Raw genomic sequence first — 19,035 nt, 5'->3', positions numbered from 1 at the left:
CGGCGTTAGCTCTCGTCGTTGATCCCAGTGTTGTCGTCGGGGCCTGTGTCGTTCTCTCTCTGCTCCCTCTCGTGGCGCATCGCCTCCTCAACGCGTTCGAGCGACGTCGATAGTACGCCGACAATGTCGTCGATACGTGGCTGAGTCAGCTCGAATCGGTACGCCGGTCCACCTACCGAAAATGCACCGAGTACTCCACCGTCGATTCCCACAACCGGAACACCAATAGAGCGGTATCCGCGATGAAGCTCCTCATCGTTTACGGCATATCCGCGCTCCCGAACTCGGTCGAGTTCGGCGAAGAGTTCACTTTCGTCAGTGATCGTTTTCTCGGTCATCCCGGGCAACCCGTATGTCTCGATGATGGATCGAACCTTTTCATTTGAAAACTGTGAGAGCACGGCCTTTCCCGTGGCGGAGTTGTGCGTATGATACGAGCTCCCGATCTGGATGAACTGGCTACCCGCTTCAGGATTCGAGGGATTTGCGTCCCCCATCACGTAGTTGATGGTCCACATTAATCCATTCTCCGCAACGGCGAATGTCGCCTCCTCGTTGGTCGCCTCAGCGAGCCGGTAGACCTGGATCTTCGCGGGCGTATATTCCGCTCGCCGGTTGTGAGCGTATTCGCCCAATTTGAGGAATCGGAGTCCAATCTGATACTCCTCGTTCTCCTTGGTGAGTAGTCGTTCCTCTTGAAGTGTCCGTAGATGATTGAATAACGTTGTCCGACCGTACTCGAGCGCCTCAGTAAGCTCTGCAAGCGTTGCGCCGTCGTGATCCCTCACTGCCTCGATGATCCGCACCGACGTTTGCGTCGTTTTGACCTTTCTTGCGGATGTCATTGTCTCTTCTATCGGTACTTACACGGAAATAGATTCCCTATATGTGAACTCAGGTGAGAACGGATCTATCCTTGTGGGGAGGAAAGATATTAATAAACGAGGAGAGAGAACTGAACGTGAACGTCGATAAAGTGGTTCAAGGGGGGACCCTCGTCACCCCCGAACGGACAATAGAAAGCAATATCGCGATCAAGGACAGCAGGATTGCCGCTATCGGAGAATCTCTCCCGCTCTCGGACGAGACAGAAGTTATCGACGCTTCGGGAAAACTCGTAATGCCCGGTGTCGTGGATCCGCATGTCCACATCGATGGCCAAAATTCACGCGACACCTACCTGACCGCGTCACGGGCAGCCGCCCTTGGCGGCGTAACTACGTGTATCAACTTCGCTTGGCAGGGATGGGACGAAGCGGAACGGAAGTGGGGAGACGGGACGCTCAGTGAGTCGATCGATCGACAGATTCGAAAGGGGTCGGACAGCATCATCGATTTCGGGCTACACGGCACGATCACGCGTGAGAACGATGCCGTGCTCGCCGAGATCGAGCCGCTTGTCGACCGCGGGATCACGTCTTTCAAGATGTTTACCGCGTACGAGTTCGGGCTGAGCAACGGGTTCATTAATAAGCTTCTAGGCGTAATCGCGGACACTGAGGCGGTCGCGTTGTTCCACACTGAGGAAGAGTCGGTGTGTGCCACGCTCACCGCGGAGCAAAAGGCGGCCGGAACGGGTGATCCAAGCGAGTATCCGTCGTCACGCCCGGATTATGCAGAGGCGATGGCAGCCGATAGCGCGGTTCGGATGGCGCAGGCGGCCGGCGCGAAGTACTATGGGGTACACACCTCGTGTGAGCAAGCAGCGAAGGTACTTGCCGGACATATTGAAGACGGTACCAAAGTACGGGCAGAAACGTGTACCCATTACTTGGCGCGCGACGAATCAGCATACGGAACGGATGGAACACTGCCTGTTATTGCACCACCGTTGCGGACGCCGCGCGATCAGGAGCACCTCTTCACGCAACTCGCCGAAGGGGCCCTCAGTGTCGTCTCAACGGATCACGTCGCTACGACGCGGGCGAACAAGGAGGTCGACAATTGGTGGGATACGTCGTTCGGGGCAAATAGTCTTCAATATAGCCTCCCCGTATTCCACGAAGAGGCGGTCAATAACCGCGGATTCTCATATCCGTTCCTCGTCCGGACGATGTGTTCGGCACCAGCCAACACGTTCGGAATGCAGCAAAAAGGTACGCTCGATCCCGGCACTGACGCTGACCTCATCCTGTTCGACCCTGATCAGAAGCAGACCATCGACGCTGCTGACAACGAGTCGATCGCAGATTATTCGATTTACGAGGGACGGACGGTCTCCGGTAAGGTTACGGAAACGTTCCTCCGGGGAGAGCGGATCGCGAAGAACGGCACCATTACTTCCGACCCGGGATACGGCGAGTTCCTCAAACGTGATATTCCAAACTGGAGCGTCTAGCCATCAGTCAGGCCGCTATCCACGGATCCGTCGAAGTGTGACTGATGGCGAATGGCTGTTTCTATCGGCTTTCCCATCGCGTGCTTCGATGGGATGAAAGCCCGCTAGGTCCCCCGCCTGGGTGAAGGGTACTGAGGTGGTCAAGGGCCAATGACTCAACCGCGTCTCAGAACACGTGGCTCCGATTCGCCTCCCTGTCAAGGGTGCACGCTCGTTGGCGGCGAGTCCGAATAGGCGTGGCTTCCTTCACACACTTCCCACTCCAGAGGAACCATCTCTTACTTCGGAATCGATCTTCACACCGATGACTCGCACGTCGCTGGTTTGGACGACGATGCCGCGATTGTCGACGCAGTCGCCGAAGAATAAGCTGGAGCCAAAGCGGCGCTCGAAGCAACCTGCAACTACGTGTCCTTCGCAACTCCGAGAACAGAGCGAATCCCGCCAGCGACGACGGTTATCACGACTAATTTCTCCGAGGGGCTCCTCGATCAGCGAGCGTCCTGCCCCTGCTTCGACCCGGGTGTTCGCACACTACGATCACGCTCATAGCACACGGGTGGACAGCGAATTATCCGGCTAGCACCGTCATCGGATTCAACAACCCAGTGTAGTGGAGACAACTCATTTCGATTATACCTGATTTCTTCTACTAGCGGGGGCCTCAATTGTGACTGGCGCCGTTGTTCACACTGTGTGTACCAGCCGTTCCGTGCTGTATTTTTTATAGCTATATCTATAAATCACACTACAAATTTGATTGTATAAAGTTCCCCCTCGATTCCCGATCGTTGATACTGGTCACGTAGATCGGCCAGGACGCTTTCGGCCTGTATCACCGGATTCCTCGCATGCTCGCTGGTTCTCGAAACGTGTACTTCGATAGCAAACGGGTTCTTCCAGTCGGTGAAGAGAAATTCTAGATCAGAGATCAAATATCATTATTTTTCATTCACGTTCGGAACTCCGTTGCAGGCTATTCGATCAATAATTCGGCAACTACACATTGAATAGCGATAAATACAGATAAATACATAGTTTTAGTGCTTTTTCACAACATATGATACTAAGTCTCGTCTTCATATCCGTACTATTTGATTTCTATCATCCACTACCATTACATATGTACGGGTGTAATTTCATATACTTGCGACTGATTTACACAATGTGAATTGAGGTGAAGACTGACTGCACTTTGGAGAACCATATTGGTGTATCGGCCCACAGCGGTGTCGTCTCGGCTTCCGCCTGATTCAACATTATCACGTGAGTCTGCTCCCACGTTTCGCGGTTAGTCGGTTCGCATTGATACAACGAGAGTGGAAAGAGTGATATATTTAATTTATTCACACAATGACTTGTTTTCTGTAGTTGCGGACTCCCACACGGTAGCCGAACTCCGCTTTCGAACGTGCGAAGCCGGACTCAGCGGGTCATAGAGGAGAAACACGACGGCGTTTACTCCGCGTGGCTCCAGCAGATCGGAAAATCCCCGCCCGATCGGGATCATATTCCCTTAACTGAGCCGAACGTGCAGGATTCTGTTAGTTGCAGGATCGCCGGCGACGTTCAGCTAGTTCTATTGATTGGTGACCCGGATAGATTCACGGTGTTACACTACCGATGAGACAGAGCGATCGTGTAATGCCTCTACTAGAAATCACGCACTCCATCGAAGTTCCCATGTGAATCCACTTAGAGTGTGTGGAACGAGAACAAACACACCGCGAGATCATCGAAAAGGTATTCGCTACCAACTCGTAGAATTATCATTTTTATATACAATTAGGTTATTTGAGAAATATACAGCCGTATGCAATCAGTTAGAAGTTCATACCCAGATACAGCAGGTCGATATACAACCAGTTGGCGGCGAAAGCCTAGAGTACGTTGCTGCGGGTCAAACGGCGATCAGGGTCAGCGACGAACAGTACTGACTATACTCCATAGTTGTTCCTACAACTAATAGAATCCTCCATTCACGGCTGCTTTCGACGTATGCAATTCCGAACACACAAGAATTCCTCACCGAGCCTACGGAACCCATGGTGTCGAAGACGCCATGATTCTCATCGATGACACAGATGGTTTCATCGGTAGTCTCCACAGAGAAAACCTGAGCTGCCGTGTTCAACAGCACCGATATATAAATTTATCTAGATATATTTTGTATGGTAGAACTTACAACTAGTAGGTTTACAAACTTTTTTTAACAACACCGACGAGGAACTGCTGACGAGTAGGTCACATTCCTCACTTTCCCATGGAATCAGCCCAGCTGAACACTCCAGGAAACTGGCGGTGTTCAGATAGGGATGAAGAGAGAGGTGGTGCGATGTTTGAGTACTCTATGCTCTCGTTCAACCACTTCAGCGGTGGTTGCGGTTGTATCGAATTAGCGTTTCTGGAGCGAGAGACAACACCCAAGTCAGCGATGAACTTCGGGATCCAACTCCCTTTGGCTAACATATCATATCCATATAATATTTTTGTTCTTGAAAGGTTATGTATCGATCGACATCGAACTACCCCTCCATCGGTGAATACAGAAGGCCAATCTCCAGCCGACGGACGGTGTCAGCCTGAATCACGTTACAGTCATTGAAACTGTGATTCGGCTTACTACTGAGTGAGATTGGCTGTCCGTTGCCGTCGATCCGGACACTAACTGCCTGCTCTAATCGGCGAGAAAATCACTACACCTTGATGGTTCTCTGTCAACTTTGTACAACCCATCGGGTTGACGATGCAGTGGTTTTCGTCGGCGGTGCTCCATGGTTGTAGGCGGCTTGCAATTGTCGCGGATTCCGATTCCAACATGTCATACCTGGGATGCGGAATGCCTCCAGACATGTCAATTATAGAGTAGAATAATAAACAACAAACTTTTCAAACATGTTTAAACACGTCGAGACGAGTTCTACAGAACCCGTGGAACTCGCCACCCCGGAGTGGATACTGCCAACAGCAAGGACCCCGTCCGTAGCTGACCTCACAGAGGCCAGCGCTCCGCACGAGCGTGTTAAACGAACGGACTGCCGTGAATGGGCTTGTGTCGGCTGTCGGTGGGGTGGGTTCGTCGACCCGGTACGCCCAGTGATCGCCGAGACCCACCATGCGGATGACCGTGGCAAGCGCAAGCGTCGCCACGGTGTACGAATCAGTGGGCTCGGCGACGCTGAGAGCGCTCGGCTCGATATCCAATGGAGGGAACTGGGGATGTACTCGTTCCATTACGTCGATAGCAACGATGTCAACTGGCGATTCGATCGACACCCGAATACACACTCACCCGAGATCCACTTTCATCCCCCGTCCGATGCAGCCACGACGGCAACCGAACCGTCCTGTACCGATGTGACCGAGGTGTCACTGGTGACTCGTGCAGTCCATGCGATGTGGCGAGCAGCGTACGAGAACGACGACATGGGCCAGCTGAATAGCGCATCAAACCCGCCGTAGCGGGCAGATTAGCGCATGCCGCGGTCAGCCACGTCGATCATCTGTTCGCAACGGCTTCGACAGCCGAGAGAGCGCCAACGCGTGCTTGATGAGGCGGCGGTCTTCCTAGTTCTCCTCCCAACGTCCGATGACGTCGCGGCGGTCGCGGAGCTCGGCACTTGTGAGGTCGCTGTCGGCGAGCGACTGTTCGAGGTCCTCCCACGCCCCGACGTCGTTGTCAGTGAGAAACCGGCGGAAGGTGCGAAAGTCCAGCGCTGGTTCGAGTGTCGGAACAGTGGGTGCGAAGGTTCCCCACGTATCGTCTACGGGGCCGAGCGATAGCAGGTGAGAAGCCTCATAATCGGAACCGGTTGATGACCACCCGAGTCTCACAGATTCGGTTGCAGAGTTGACTACTGGAATGGGTTCGCGGCTACCACCCGAGACCACCGCAACAAAGCCCACGACCGCGCAAAATCTCGTCTCGTTGGGCCTCGTGTGCGCCGGAAGACTCACTGCGTTCGTCTTCTGTGCTCACACTTGGAACAGTTGCGGGAACTCCATTCACGAGAACACCGCTGTGCGCCTCGTGCCAGTGGTGCTTACTCGGTGAATCCATGCCATTGACAGGTGTATTCGGCGTAGAAGTCAGTTTCGTAGGTTGCGTCGATTATCTCGAAGCCAGCCTCCGCAAGCATCTGTTCGAGCAAGAATCCATACGTACTGAATTCCTCTCGGAAATGGACATGGAGTTCCTCCTCGGTGAACGACGTAGATCGCTTATCATCAAGCCATGATTCAATCGCTGCCTGACTATCTTGTGGATCAAATGAGAAGACAAAGTCCCGTAATCGGAGCATCCCACCCTCCTCTAGCGTGGTCCCGATGGCTTTGAGCGCCTCAACCTTCCAGAAATCAGGAAGGTGATGGAGCGCGTCTTTCGAAAACGCGTACGCAGCGGCGTCGCCCTGATGGTCATAGCTCAGAAACCCGTCGTGGACTGTCTCGATGTTCTGAATGCTGGTTGCTTCGATTTTCTCGTCAACGATTTTCACCATCGATTCGGAGACATCAACCGCAACGACACGGTCACAATATTCGGCGGCAGCGAGGGGAAACACACCGGTTCCGGTTCCAAAATCGACGACCGTATCCTCTCCAGTTAGTCCAAGTTCCAGCAAGGTGTCGATTTCTGTGGATGGATCAAAGGGCGATTTTTCATCGAATCGAGCGGCTGCTTCAGCGTCCAAGTGTTCTTCTCCAGCATGTCGCCTCTCCTGTATCTTCCATCCGCGGGCCATGGTCCCTTATTCTTTTTTGCCAGTTGATAATAAATCGCCGACATCGGTCCATCGCCGATCCCGTTCACTCCACGGTAACGCTCTTCGCCAGATTCCGCGGCTTGTCTATCGGCCGCCCCTTCTCGTTGGCGACGTGGTACGCGAACAGTTGCAAGTACACGTTCGCCACCAGGGGCTCGACGATCCCCACGTCGGGCACGTCGAACGAAACGTCCAGCGTGTCGTACTCGTCACCCGTCGACACACAGCCCAACGCGGGCGCACCCCGCGTCTGTGCCTCGGTGACGTTGTTCATCGTCTCGTCGGCCCGCGCCCCCTCGGTCAACACCGCCAGCACGGGCGTCTCGGGCGTCACCAGCGCCAACGGGCCGTGTTTGAGCTCGCCCGCGGCGAAGCCCTCAGCGTGGTCGTAGGAGATCTCCTTGAGCTTCAACGCGCCCTCTAAAGCCACGGGCACTCCCAACGCCCGCCCCACGAAGAAGAACGCCTCGCTGTCCCGGTACTCGCGGGCGGCTTCTCGCACCTGCGTCTCCTCGTCGAGCACCTGCTGGACCGCACCCGGCAGGCCCCGGAGGTCCTCCAAGACGGGCCGCGCGTCGGCGGCCGCCAAGGCCCCCCGATCGCGCCCCACAGCGACCGCGAGCATCGCGAGCGTCGCGACCTGCGAGGCGAACGTCTTCGTCGCCGCCACGCCGATCTCCGGGCCGGCCCGGATGAACGCCGTCCCGTCGACCTCCCGCGTCACCGTGCTCCCCAGGGTGTTCGTCACCGCGAACGTCCGCGCGCCAGCGGCGTTCGCGCGACGCACCGCTCCGAGCGTGTCGGCCGTCTCCCCGCTCTGGGTGACCGCAACGACCAGCGTCCGGTCCGGGGTCCGCCCCGCGCCGAACTCGTACTCGCTGGCGATCTCGACGGTCGCTCGCACCCCCGCGAGCTCCTCGAACAGCTGCGCGGCGTACCGCCCCGCGTAGTAGGAGGTGCCGCAGGCGACGATCCGGATCTCCTCCAGATCCGCGAGAAAACCCGGCGGGAACGACACGTCCAGATCCACGTCCCCGGCGTCGACGTCGAGCCGCCCGGCGAGCGTCTGGCGCAGCGACGACGGCTGCTCGTGGATCTCCTTGCGCATGTAGTGCTCGTAGCCGCCCTTCTCGGCGGCGTCCGCCTCCCAGGAGACGGTCTCGACCGCGCGCTCGACCGGCTCGCCGTGGTGAAAGATCGACACGTCGCCGGCGTCGAGCGCGGCCACGTCGCCGTCCTCCAGGTACGTCACGTCGCGGGTGTGTTCGAGAAAGGCCGTCACGTCGCTGGCGACGAACGCGGCGTCCTCACCGCGGCCCAACACGAGCGGGCTCCCGCGACGCGCGACGACGATCCGGTCGTCGCCCTCGCGGACCGCGCAGATCGCGTAGCTCCCCGCCAGTCGGTCCTCGACGTTCCGCACCGCGGCCAGCAGGTCGCCCCCCTCGCCACCCTCGTCTCCTTCGCCTCCCTCGCCGTCCTCATCGCTGGCCCCCGCGAGCTCCTCCTCGATGAGGTGCGGGATGACCTCGGTGTCGGTGTCGCTCGTGAACTCGTGGTCGGACAGCTCCGCTTTGAGTTCCTCGTAGTTCTCGACGATTCCGTTGTGAACGACCGCCACGTCGCCGACGCAGTCGGTGTGCGGGTGCGCATTCGCGTCCGTGGGCGGCCCGTGCGTGCTCCAGCGCGTGTGGCCGACCCCGTGAGTCGCGTCCGGCACGTCCGGCACGGTCAGCCCGTTGACCTCGCCCGAGCGCTTCGCGACGGTGAGCCCGCTCGACGCGCCTACGAGGGCGACGCCCGCCGAGTCGTAGCCGCGATACTCCAGGTTGCGGAGCCCCTCGTGGACGATATCGCCGACGCCCCCGATCGAGCCGTCCTCGACCGCGCCGCCGTCGGTGGCGGAGTCGCCAGCCGCGCCCGAATTCGATTCGCCAATCTCGCCGACGTACCCGATGATTCCACACATGGTTACCCCCTCCGGACGACCGCGTCCGACTCGATGCGCCCGTCGATCACGACGCCCGCGTCGGCCCGGACGTCGTCGCCGACGACCGCGCCGTCGGTGAGCGTCGCGCCGCCGCCCACGGTCGCGTTGTCGCCGACCACGCCGCCGAGGTCGACGTCGTGATGGACCGCGTCGCCGACGACGACGGTCGCCGGACCGCCGGCGATCGTCGCGTTCGGCCCGATGCGCGCGTTGCCGGCGACGATCGCGTCGCGAACGACCGCCCCGGCCCCGATCACGGCGTCGGGGAAGATCACCGCGTTCTCGACGACCGCACTCGCCTCGATCGTCGCGTTGCTCCCGATCGCGGTGCTCCCGCCGATCGTGACGTTCGGGCCGACGCGGACGTTGCCCGCGAGCGCGACGTCGTCGGCGACCGTCACCGACTCGTCGTGGGCGGGGTCGGCGGGCTCCGTCCGTTCGGACTCGCCGATCAGCGCGGCGTTGACCGTCAGCAGGTCCCAGAGGTTCGACACGTCCAGCCAGCGGCCGTCGTACGTGACCGCGGTCAGGTCGCCCGCAGACGCGAGCTCGTTGAGCGTCGCCGTGATCGCCAGTTCGCCCGGCGCGTGCGTCTCGCGGATCGCGTCGAACACGGCGGGCGAGAAGGCGTACACGCCGGCGTTGATCCGGTTCGTCTCGACTGACCCCTCGGGCTTCTCGTCGATCCCGGTCACGCGGTCGCCATCGAGGCTCACCACGCCGTACTCCCGGGGGTGTTCCGCGGTCGTGACCGCCATCGCCGGGTGCTCACCGTCTCGCGCGCGATCGCGAATTCGGGAGACGAGTTCGGGGTCGACGATCCGATCGCCGTTGAGCACGACGAACGGCCCGTTGACGACCGGCTCGGCCTGTAACACGGCGTGGCCGGTCCCCAGCTGCGTCGACTGTTCGACGTACTCGATCCGCACGCCCCAGTCGTCGCCGTCGCCGAAGTGGTTCCGGATGCGCTCCTGTCGGTAGCCGACGACGAGGGTGATCCGGTCGACGCCGGCCGCGGCGACGGCCTCGACGACGTGCTCTAACAGCGGCCGGTTCGCCACGGGCACCATCGGCTTCGGCCGCCGGTTCGTCAGCGGCTCCAACCGCCGACCCTCGCCCGCGGCGAGGATCACCGCGGTCACGGAATCGTCGCTCATGTCACAGCCGTCGTCCGCCCGCGGTTTAAATCGCTCGCGCTCGCTGATCCGAGTCGAGTATCAGGGTGTGTAGTGACTGCTGGCACAATCGGTGTAAAGATTGACTGCGTTGTAAACGCAACTACATCGTATGTCGACAGCGGTGAAAATGGACGAAAAGGCGAAATCGAAACTCGAGGAGCTCCAAGCGGAGATCAAACTGAAGACCGGAAAGAAGGTCACACAACAGGAAATCCTTACGCAGCTGATCGAATCGGCCGTCGATGCCCGAACGGAATTCATCAATTCGTTTCGCGATGGGAGCACGAGCTTGAGTGAATCAGAGGTCCAACAGTTCAACGAGGGGAGGATCGCACCCGGCGTAGAGACGGACGAAGGTGATATCGACGACATTCTCTACTGACGCGATCACTGATGCTCACAGTGATCCCAGACGGAGGCCGACAGTCTCTCAAACAATTTACGAGCGACAGCAAAAAGAGATGCACTCGGATGGCCAGACAGACTGGTTAGGTGTCCGCGAAGTGCTGCAGAAACAGCGCGGTCGTCTCAATTCCGTTCCGGAAGCAGTCTTCATCAAGGTGTTCGTTCGGTGAATGGTTCCCTTGATCTGGGTTCGCGTACGGAACCACGAGCACGTCGACATCCAGTTCGGACCGGAAATGGGCCGCCGGGAGACTCCCGCCGAGAAGCGGCATTTCGACTGGTTCCGCATCCCACGCCGCTTCGAGAGCGGCGAGGAGAGGCTTAGCGGCCGGCGTGTCGATCGGCGTCTTCATGGGCGGGAACGAACTCAATTTCGTCACCTCGACACGGGGATCCACCCGCTCGACGTGCTCCGAGATTCGCGCCAAGACGCGGTCTGGATCTTGGTTCGGCACGAGTCGAGAGTCGAGTTTGGCAGTTGCCTGATGTGGGATGATCGTCTTTTTTCCCTCATCTTCGTAACCGCTTGAGAGCCCACTCACCGTTAGCGTCGGCTGTAACAGCAGCCGTTCGTAATAGGTGTCGTCGGTGGCGAACTCCTCGATCCCGAGATCGGCTTTCAAAGCCTCCTCATCAACGGGAATGTCGTCGACCAGCGCGCGATCCGCCGCGGTGATCTCGATATCCTCGTGGAACCCGTCGACGAGAATATCGTCGCCCTCGAACATCGAGTTGATGACCGCGATAAGCTCGTTCGCCGCATTCGGGGCCGGTCCACCGAAGTTCCCCGAGTGGAGATCCGAGTCCGCTGTTTCGAGGTCGAGCTGGTACGAGATGATCCCACGATTCCCGTAAATGAGCGTCGGCCGCCGCGAGGCATGCATCGGTCCGTCTGCGACGTAGACTAGGTCACTGTCGGCGATCTCGGCCGGATCGTCTCGAAGGTATTCAATGAGGCCCTCACTCCCGCTCTCTTCGCCTCCTTCAACGAGAAGCTTGATGTTCACCCCGAATTCTTCTTCGCCCCTGCTGAGCGCATCGAGCGCGAAGACGTGAGTGAGAAACTGTCCTTTGTTATCACCGGCACCCCTAGCGTAAATGGATCCGTCCCGAAGAGTCGGCTCGAATGCCGGCGTCACCCAGTCGTCGGCGGAACCCGGCGGCTGGACGTCGTAATGTCCGTAGAACGTTACCGTTGGTGCCGACTCGTCCACAACGCGTTCGGCGAACAACAGCGGATACCTGCTTGTTTCAAAGCGCTCAACGCGGTCAAACGCGGAGTTTTCGAGCATCGACTGGAGGAGGTCAGCACATGCAGCCATGCCCTCCCCAGTCGTGCTGACACTCGGCTGTGCAAGTAATTCGAAGAGCGTGGATCGGTACGCGGACAAGCGATCGTCAACGAGTGCTTCGATATCACGCATCGAGATCACCCCGCTCGTCGCGGATACGTCCGCTGAACGCCGTCACGATTCGATCGGTTACCGCTTCGCCCAATTCGAGTGTTGCTTCTGTCGGATCTCCCATGTGGCCGAGCTCCGTCACCGCGTCGAGTCCGTTCATTGTCAGCGTGGAGGTAGATACGTCGCCCGTGAATCCCGGTGTAAACTCCGCCTCGCGCACGAGATCCGGACGGAGGTGCCAGACGGACGCTGTCACCGCGGCACCACCGTGACCGCGTGCGTCAGCCGAGATCTCCATCTCGTCTAGGCTCTCCATCAGTGGGTCGATAAGCAGTCCCTTGTCAAGTAGTGTGATAAGCTGTGCGTCGACCTCAGCCGCGATCGACGGTAGGATCGCATTCATTGCCGGGAAGTTCCCGCCGTGCATCGAGAACAGGACAATGTGTTCGAACCCGTGTGAATCGAGACTGGTACAATAGTCCTCAAGGACCCGCATCAGTGTCTCGGGGCGATAGGAGATTGTCCCGCTGAATCCCATGTGGTGATCCGAACAGCCGGGTCTGATCACCGGAGCGACAAGCGCATCCCCGAGTTCCTCGGCCATCTCGACACCGATCGCCTCCGCCCACGCGGCATCCTTGAGGATACCTAAGTGCGGCCCGTGCTGTTCCACGGACCCCGCTGGGACGATCACAGTTTTCACCCCCTCGTCAATTGCCGAGTCAATTTCCGTCCAAGTCAGCTCCTCCAACAGCGTTGATCGAAGTTCCATTATTTTGTTGTCGCGTGTTCCGTCGGTCCGTCAACCCGGTGTTCGTCGTACAGTACGCAGCGTGCCGATCTATCCTCGTCAACCGCGAACATCGGCGGCTCACCGTCTTGACACCGAGGCATTGCTTCCGGGCAACGGTCGTAGAAGCGACACTGATTCATCTCCTGAGTGAGGTCGGGGACTTCACCCTGCAGCCGTACAGGCTCACGGTCGATGTCCGGATTGATGATTGGCATCGACCCAACCAACGCCTTCGTGTACGGATGTTTTGGATCGTTGATGATGCGCTTGGTCGGGCCAACTTCAACGAGTTTCCCGGCGTACATGACGCCGATCCGATCGCACATGTGCTTCAAAAGCGAGAGATCGTGACTAATGTACACGGCTGTGAGTCCAAACTCCTCTTGTAACTCCTGGAAGAGATCGAGGATGCTGGCTCGGATGCTCACGTCGAGCATACTCGCAGGCTCATCAGCAAGAAGGAACGATGGTTCCAACACGAGTGCTCTGGCGATTCCCACTCGCTGGCGCTCTCCACCGCTCAGTTCTGTTGGGTACTCTTCGGCGTATGCCTCTGCTGGCCGCAGTCCAGCCTTTTCGAGGGTTTCGTACACTCTGTTCGCTCGCTCTTCGGGGGTGCCGATGTCGTGTACATCGAGTGGTTCCCGAACCCAGCGGTACACCGTCCACTTCGGATTCAACGACTGATACGGATCCTGATGAATGACCTGTGCTTCCCTGCGGAAGTCGAACAGCTCTGAATCCGATAAATTGCTCACATCCGTGCCGTCGAAGATGATACGGCCGTCCGTCGGCTCGTGAAGACGGATCGCGGTCTTCCCGAGTGTCGTTTTCCCACATCCAGATTCGCCGGCCAATCCGAACGTCTCCCCCTCCTTCACCGATAGGCTGACACCGTCGACAGCGTGAACGTGTGACCGCTTCCCTCGGCTGAACAATTGCGAGATTAGCCCCTCGTTCATCGGGAAGTGTTTAACGAGATTTTCGACGGTGAGTTTCGCATTCTCGGGGTCAATCGATCCCGACTCACTCATCGGGACCACCGTCGGTAACAGCCTGTTCTCTTTCCTCTGCAGCCTGCTTCCACGTGTCTCGCTTGCTGGCCTCTTCACGAAGCATTTCCGCCTCGTCGGCCCGGTGGCATTCGACGACGAGCCCGTCGTCGTACTCTTCGGGCTGGGGTGTCTCCTCCCAACACCGTTCTTCAGCGAACGGACAGCGTGGCGCGAATCGGCAGCCTTCGCCAGGATCCACGAGATTGGGTGGGGTTCCCGGAATCGAGATCAGTTCCTGTGAGTCGGCGGTGATATCTGGGAATGCATTTCGGAGCCCCAGTGTGTACGGATGCCGAGGATTTTTTATAATCGTGTCAGCGTCGCCAACCTCAACGACGCGGCCGCCGTACATCACTGCGATCGTATCGCAGGTCTCCGAGACGACGGACATGTCGTGGGTAATCATAATCATCGCGGTGTCGTACTCATCTTGGAGCTCGGAGATTGACTCTAAGATCCGATCTTGAATGACGACGTCGAGTGCTGTCGTCGGCTCGTCAGCAAGGACGACTGCCGGATTTACCGCGAGCGCCAACGCAACCATTGCTCGCTGGGCCATTCCACCGGAAAACTGGTGCGGATAGTCGTCGATCCGTTCCGCATCAAGTCCCAGATCCTCAAACAGCTCCTTCGCTCTCGAACGGGCATTGGCCTTGGTCGTATCATCTTCGTGTGCACGTATCGCCTCAATGATTTGGGCTCCAACCGTATGGACAGGATCGAACCCATTCATTGCGTTCTGCGGGATCATCGAAATTTCCTTCCACCGGATTTTCCGCTGAACATCTTTCATCGACATCTCCGTGATGTCATCTCCGTTATACTTGACCGTCCCGCTGACGATATCGCCGTTGTCGGGCAGCAGCCGAATGATCGATTTGGCGACAGTCGTTTTTCCGCTCCCGCTCTCCCCAACAAGTCCCAACGTCTCGTTGGGAGACACGGAAAGTGAAACACCGTCTGCCGCGGCGACGTCTCCGGCTTCCGTCCGGTAATACGTTTTCAGATTGTCGATCTCTATTAGGTTCATTTTGTCAGTTACCTCTCGAACGGAGGTTCGATAGAGTGGGGTAGTCGGTTCGACTTCCCGCACTCGCGGTTGGTTTGCGTCCGTGGCTTCGGTTTGGTAGGTGTTGGTGTGTAGTCATATTACTGAGAGTGGCGAAGTTCAGGGTTTGTCAATTCTTCTAACGCACGCCCGATGAAGAACACAGACATAACCAACAGCATGATACAGGCCCCCGGCGGGATTACCCACCACCAAGCGATCCTGATCGCCCCCGCGCTGTAGGCGTTGAATAGTATCTGTCCCCAAGACGTCATGGTCGGGTCGCCGAATCCAAGGAACGAGATGCTTGCCTCCGCGATGACAGCCCACGCGACGGAGAACGAACCGTAGAGGAATGCAAGGGGAATCACGTTTGGGAAGATGTGATAGTACATAATCCGAGCGTCGCTTGCGCCGATGGATCTCGCCGACTCAACGTACGGACGTTCCTTGTGGCTGAGGACTTGGGACCGAATGACACGCGCTGTTGAGCGCCAGAGCAGGACACTAATCACAATAGCGATGCTCCACAGGCTCGGCCCGATGAGGAACACCAACACAAGGACGAACGGGAGGAACGGCAGTCCGTACGCGATATCGGTGAGGCGCATTAACACGTCGTCTACCCATCCACCAAAATATCCGCTTATGAGGCCGATGTTCACGCCAATGAATACGGCAATGAACGCCGCGAGGACACCGACAAGTATCGATATCCGAGCACCGATGATGACCTGAGACGCAACGTCTCGGCCGAGGTTCGTTGTTCCGAGTGGATGCGCGAGCGACGGCTCAGCCAGTCGAAGTGCAGATCCATCGCTCGCGCGATGGATCCGAGTGGGATCGTACGGTGCGAGGAAGGGACCAAATACCCCCAACAGCAGGAAGAATGTGAAGGTTCCTACCCCTACCTTTCCCAGCCGGTTTTGTCTCAATACGTCAGTGATACTAACCAATCGTTCCCGGATGCGCTCGACTGCGGAGCGTCCAGTACGTTTGTTCGTCAGGTTCGCTTGATTGCTGTCAGTTCCCATTATTCATCCTCGATGTCGTTAGTTCAATCATATTGCACCCGTGGATCGAGTATTCCATACGCGAGGTCGGCGACGAAGTTCATGATTATGACCACAGAACCCATCAGGAAGAACGTCCCCATGGCAACGGGGTAGTCGTTATAATTGATGGACTGGACCATCTCTCGCCCCATCCCCGGCCAGTTGAACACGGTCTCGATTATCAACGAACCACCGATCGCTTTGCCCGACACTAGCGCAATTACCGTGACGAGCGGAAGTACGGAGTTTCTGACCGCGTGACTAAACAGGATCTGGTGTTCGGGTAACCCTTCAGCCTTCTTGATTTCGATGAAATCAGCCTTCAGGACGTCCAACATCGTGTTTCGCATCAACAGTATTGGCGTCGCCATGTAGTAGATGGCACCGGCCATCACGGGTAAGACGAGGTGATATGCGAAGTCCCAATTCACGTACCGCGTCACGAAACCGCTGGTCTCCACGCCGATAGAGCGCATCCCCCCAGAGGGGAACACCCCAAGCCAGAAAGAGAAGACCGACAGCACGAGGATGCCGGTCCAGAACTCGGGCGAGGAGCGAGCCATCAGTGCGACGATGATCCCGCCGCGCTCAAACCTGGAACCTCGGTACCACCCTAGGAGGGCACCGAACGTAATTCCGATCAGGTAGGCAACCACGAGCGCCGTACCCATCAGGAGCACCGTGTTCCAGAATTTCACGACGAGAATGTCCCAGACAGGTTCGTTGTATCGGAACGACGTTCCGAACTCCCCAGTCAGCAACTGGCCGATATAGTCGACGTACTGCACGTGTAGCGGTTCGTCTAACCCGAGACGGCGTATCGTCTCCTGGCGCGCTTCTTGGGACATCCCCTGTGTGACGTACATCGACGTCGGATCTCCCGGTGCAGCCCGGAACAGCACAAAGAGGATGCTGACGAACACCCAGAACGTGAATACAAGCTGGATAATTCGCCGAACAACGTATTCTTGCAGCCCCATTACCGATGCTCCTCTGGTGTTGGATAGTGCTGGAACTCTCTCACAACCGTCGTGCGGTCGGTTTTCGATAGGGGAGACACTGCTGTCCGTGACATCTTACTCTTCCGGGTAGTGGAGCTGACCATCCTGGAGCGTGTACCCGGCTTCTTCGAGCGTCGCCTGTGCGCCCTGGAGATCGTCACCGAACTCCATGACGTCTGGGTTGTGCCAGAACTCGTTGACTTCTGCCATGAACGTGTGAGTCACGGTTGCCATGCCGTCCATCACGATATCCACAATGTCTCGTTTGGGGATTGCATCTGCGAGCGCGTGTCTAACGGCGACGTCATCGAACGGAGCCCGATCGAGTTGGTAGTTGATGTGATACCAGCCGTGGCTGTCGATCGAACTGATTGCAGCATGGTCGACCTGATTCCGGAGGCGGTTCACGGTGTCCGGTCCGGGGACCCAACCGATCATGTCAAGCGATTCGTCTTCGAGGAGACGAACCAGACTCTGCATGTCTGCGCCCGGGACCTTGACGAGCTCCGAGATATTCGGCGAGTTGAAGTGGTCTTCGTTGGCCTGAAGGACCATCTGTTCGTCGCGGCTCCAGCTGACAAATTCGAACGGTCCACTCCCAACAGGCTCCGGGTTCTCCCACTCGACGGGCTCGGAGATTCCGTCAAGATCCTCTGGAATGGTCTCCCAGATGTGTTGAGGAATAATGAATACTTGACCGAGTGCGGTCGAAATGAACGGAGCGAACGCCTCGGACATCGAAAATTCGACCGTTTGGTCGTCGACGATCTCAGTGGATTCGAGTGAGCCCATGAATCCGCGAAGGGTCGTCGAATGCTCTTGGAGGTAATCGAAGGAGAATTTCACGTCTTCGACCGTCAGATCCTCGCCGTCGTGCCACTGTTGGTCCGTTCGAATCGTTGCTCTGATCGTCGTGTCGTCGACCTCTTCAATGTCCTCTGCGAGCCAGTTCGTCACAGTCCCGTCGGTATCGATCCGGACGAGTTTGTCGTAGATGAGACGCATCGTCTGCGTGTCATGCGTCGCCGACCCGTCGACCGGATTGAGGTTGTTGACGTCGGATGGGTAGCCGAGACTTATCTGGTCGACCCCCTCTGCTGGAACCGATTCAACGGCCGTCCAGAACGACATGAGTCCCTCTCCCATCATGTTGACGACCTCGTCGAAGCTATCCGCGAGGTATGGCATGTTCTGGGTCTGATTAGCGATAGGCGTACGCGGCTGGTCTTCGGCGAAGATCTCCTGACACCGTAGGACAGCATCGCGCCGCTCGTCCTCGTCGTAGGTCGTCCGCTGTGCTTCCGCGTACTCGTCGTACTCGGAATTCTCGTAATTCACCATGTTGTTTCCACCCACTTCGGTCTGGGATGAGTGGTGCAGCGAATAACTAAACGGGTCGGGATCCAGACGTTCGGCGCGGCCCGCCCAGTTAAGCGTGAATGCATCGAAGTTCTGCTCATCGAACGTGCGGCTGACGATCGTATTCCATGCCAGCGGATTGACATTGACCTCGAAGCCGAGTTCTCGCCAATTTTCGGCGATGAGGTTCCCGAACTCGTAGCGTACGGGGTCGTAATCCTGCGTCGTAACGATGAGTTCAATCGGATCCACCGGATCGCCGGCACCCCCGGACTCTCCGTCAGAGCCGTCTGAGCCGTCAGATCCGCCCTGGCAACCGGCCAACGCAACGCTTACACCGGCCCCACCGACGGCAAGGGCATTTCTCAATACGTCCCTGCGACTTTTGGTATCGGGTCGCATGAATGTGACCTTTTCACATGAATACTTAAACATTGTCATAATAAGTTTGATAATCTAATGAGAAGGGGAGTTAACTCTGCTATACAGTATTATCAATTCATACAATCCATTGAATAACAGATATTGATCTGTGATTCAGTATCAGATCAGAGACTATTGTAGCGGTTGCAAAAATAACAACTACATTAATATTCAGAGTGAATGAAAAGTTCTAGAAATAGAACAAGTGCCGAAGTATATATACG

Annotated in this window: 14 protein-coding genes and 2 pseudogenes; 5 read left to right on the top strand and 11 right to left on the bottom strand. The window is 57.4% G+C overall.

Features of this window, described 5'->3' with window-relative positions; genetic code table 11:
- Positions 1-5 precede the first annotated feature (5 nt).
- Positions 6-845: an IclR family transcriptional regulator gene (locus ACFQEY_RS03765; protein WP_379764920.1), complete on the bottom strand. Its 840-nt coding sequence runs from the start codon at positions 843-845 to the stop codon at positions 6-8.
- Positions 846-961: 116 nt separating this feature from the next.
- On the opposite strand from ACFQEY_RS03765, the gene ACFQEY_RS03760 reads away from it, so the two are divergent.
- From ACFQEY_RS03760 to ACFQEY_RS03745, 4 genes and pseudogenes are all read left to right on the top strand, one after another.
- Positions 962-2,338, top strand: a complete 1,377-nt coding sequence (locus ACFQEY_RS03760; protein WP_379764918.1) for a dihydroorotase — start codon at positions 962-964, stop codon at positions 2,336-2,338.
- A gap of 2,350 nt (positions 2,339-4,688) precedes the next feature.
- Positions 4,689-5,209, top strand: a pseudogene (locus ACFQEY_RS03755) (IS6 family transposase); the annotation flags it as partial.
- 294 nt (positions 5,210-5,503) lie between these two features.
- Positions 5,504-5,800: pseudogene (locus ACFQEY_RS03750) on the top strand (toxin-antitoxin system TumE family protein); the annotation flags it as partial.
- A gap of 81 nt (positions 5,801-5,881) precedes the next feature.
- Positions 5,882-6,121, top strand: a complete 240-nt coding sequence (locus ACFQEY_RS03745; RefSeq protein WP_379764916.1) for a DUF7568 family protein — start codon at positions 5,882-5,884, stop codon at positions 6,119-6,121.
- 260 nt (positions 6,122-6,381) lie between these two features.
- On the opposite strand, the gene ACFQEY_RS03740 is transcribed toward ACFQEY_RS03745, so the two are convergent.
- The 3 genes from ACFQEY_RS03740 to ACFQEY_RS03730 form a co-directional block, all read right to left on the bottom strand.
- Positions 6,382-7,080, bottom strand: coding sequence for a class I SAM-dependent methyltransferase (locus ACFQEY_RS03740; RefSeq protein ID WP_379764915.1), 699 nt, complete (start codon positions 7,078-7,080; stop codon positions 6,382-6,384).
- A gap of 64 nt (positions 7,081-7,144) precedes the next feature.
- The gene (glmS, locus tag ACFQEY_RS03735) at positions 7,145-9,070 is read right to left on the bottom strand and encodes a glutamine--fructose-6-phosphate transaminase (isomerizing) (protein WP_379764913.1); all 1,926 of its coding nucleotides are present in this window, start codon (positions 9,068-9,070) and stop codon (positions 7,145-7,147) included.
- Positions 9,071-9,072: 2 nt separating this feature from the next.
- A complete protein-coding gene (locus ACFQEY_RS03730) occupies positions 9,073-10,248 on the bottom strand; it encodes a sugar phosphate nucleotidyltransferase (RefSeq protein WP_379764911.1) in 1,176 nt (391 codons plus the stop codon).
- Positions 10,249-10,378: 130 nt separating this feature from the next.
- On the opposite strand from ACFQEY_RS03730, the gene ACFQEY_RS03725 reads away from it, so the two are divergent.
- The gene (locus tag ACFQEY_RS03725; RefSeq protein WP_379764909.1) at positions 10,379-10,651 is read left to right on the top strand and encodes a hypothetical protein; all 273 of its coding nucleotides are present in this window, start codon (positions 10,379-10,381) and stop codon (positions 10,649-10,651) included.
- A 106-nt stretch (positions 10,652-10,757) separates the two neighbouring features.
- Here the strand turns inward: ACFQEY_RS03725 and ACFQEY_RS03720 are convergent, their stop codons facing one another.
- From ACFQEY_RS03720 to ACFQEY_RS03690, 7 genes are all read right to left on the bottom strand, one after another.
- Entirely contained in the window at positions 10,758-11,996 is a 1,239-nt protein-coding gene (locus ACFQEY_RS03720; protein WP_379764907.1) for a M20/M25/M40 family metallo-hydrolase, read from the bottom strand.
- Between the two features lie 94 nt (positions 11,997-12,090).
- Entirely contained in the window at positions 12,091-12,849 is a 759-nt protein-coding gene (locus ACFQEY_RS03715) for a creatininase family protein (RefSeq protein ID WP_379764905.1), read from the bottom strand.
- Positions 12,849-13,904: an ABC transporter ATP-binding protein gene (locus ACFQEY_RS03710; RefSeq protein ID WP_379764903.1), complete on the bottom strand. Its 1,056-nt coding sequence runs from the start codon at positions 13,902-13,904 to the stop codon at positions 12,849-12,851. Before ACFQEY_RS03710 ends, ACFQEY_RS03715 begins: the two co-directional genes overlap by 1 nt.
- Positions 13,897-14,955, bottom strand: a complete 1,059-nt coding sequence (locus ACFQEY_RS03705; protein ID WP_379764901.1) for an ABC transporter ATP-binding protein — start codon at positions 14,953-14,955, stop codon at positions 13,897-13,899. Before ACFQEY_RS03705 ends, ACFQEY_RS03710 begins: the two co-directional genes overlap by 8 nt.
- A 119-nt stretch (positions 14,956-15,074) precedes the next feature.
- On the bottom strand, positions 15,075-16,007 hold the full coding sequence (locus ACFQEY_RS03700; protein ID WP_379764899.1) for an ABC transporter permease: 933 nt from the start codon (positions 16,005-16,007) through the stop codon (positions 15,075-15,077).
- A gap of 23 nt (positions 16,008-16,030) precedes the next feature.
- Positions 16,031-17,008 (bottom strand): ABC transporter permease, encoded by a 978-nt coding sequence (locus tag ACFQEY_RS03695; protein WP_379764897.1) that lies wholly within the window; start codon positions 17,006-17,008, stop codon positions 16,031-16,033.
- Positions 17,009-17,104: 96 nt separating this feature from the next.
- Complete coding sequence (locus ACFQEY_RS03690; RefSeq protein ID WP_379764895.1) at positions 17,105-18,790, bottom strand: ABC transporter substrate-binding protein; 1,686 nt, start codon at positions 18,788-18,790, stop codon at positions 17,105-17,107.
- Positions 18,791-19,035 lie beyond the last annotated feature (245 nt).

It is taken from the genome of Halorubrum trueperi (assembly GCF_042662525.1).
GTDB classification, from domain to species: domain Archaea; phylum Halobacteriota; class Halobacteria; order Halobacteriales; family Haloferacaceae; genus Halorubrum; species Halorubrum trueperi.
The sequence above is the reverse complement of the archived record's forward strand: the minus strand, read 5'-3'. Positions and strand labels throughout refer to the sequence as shown.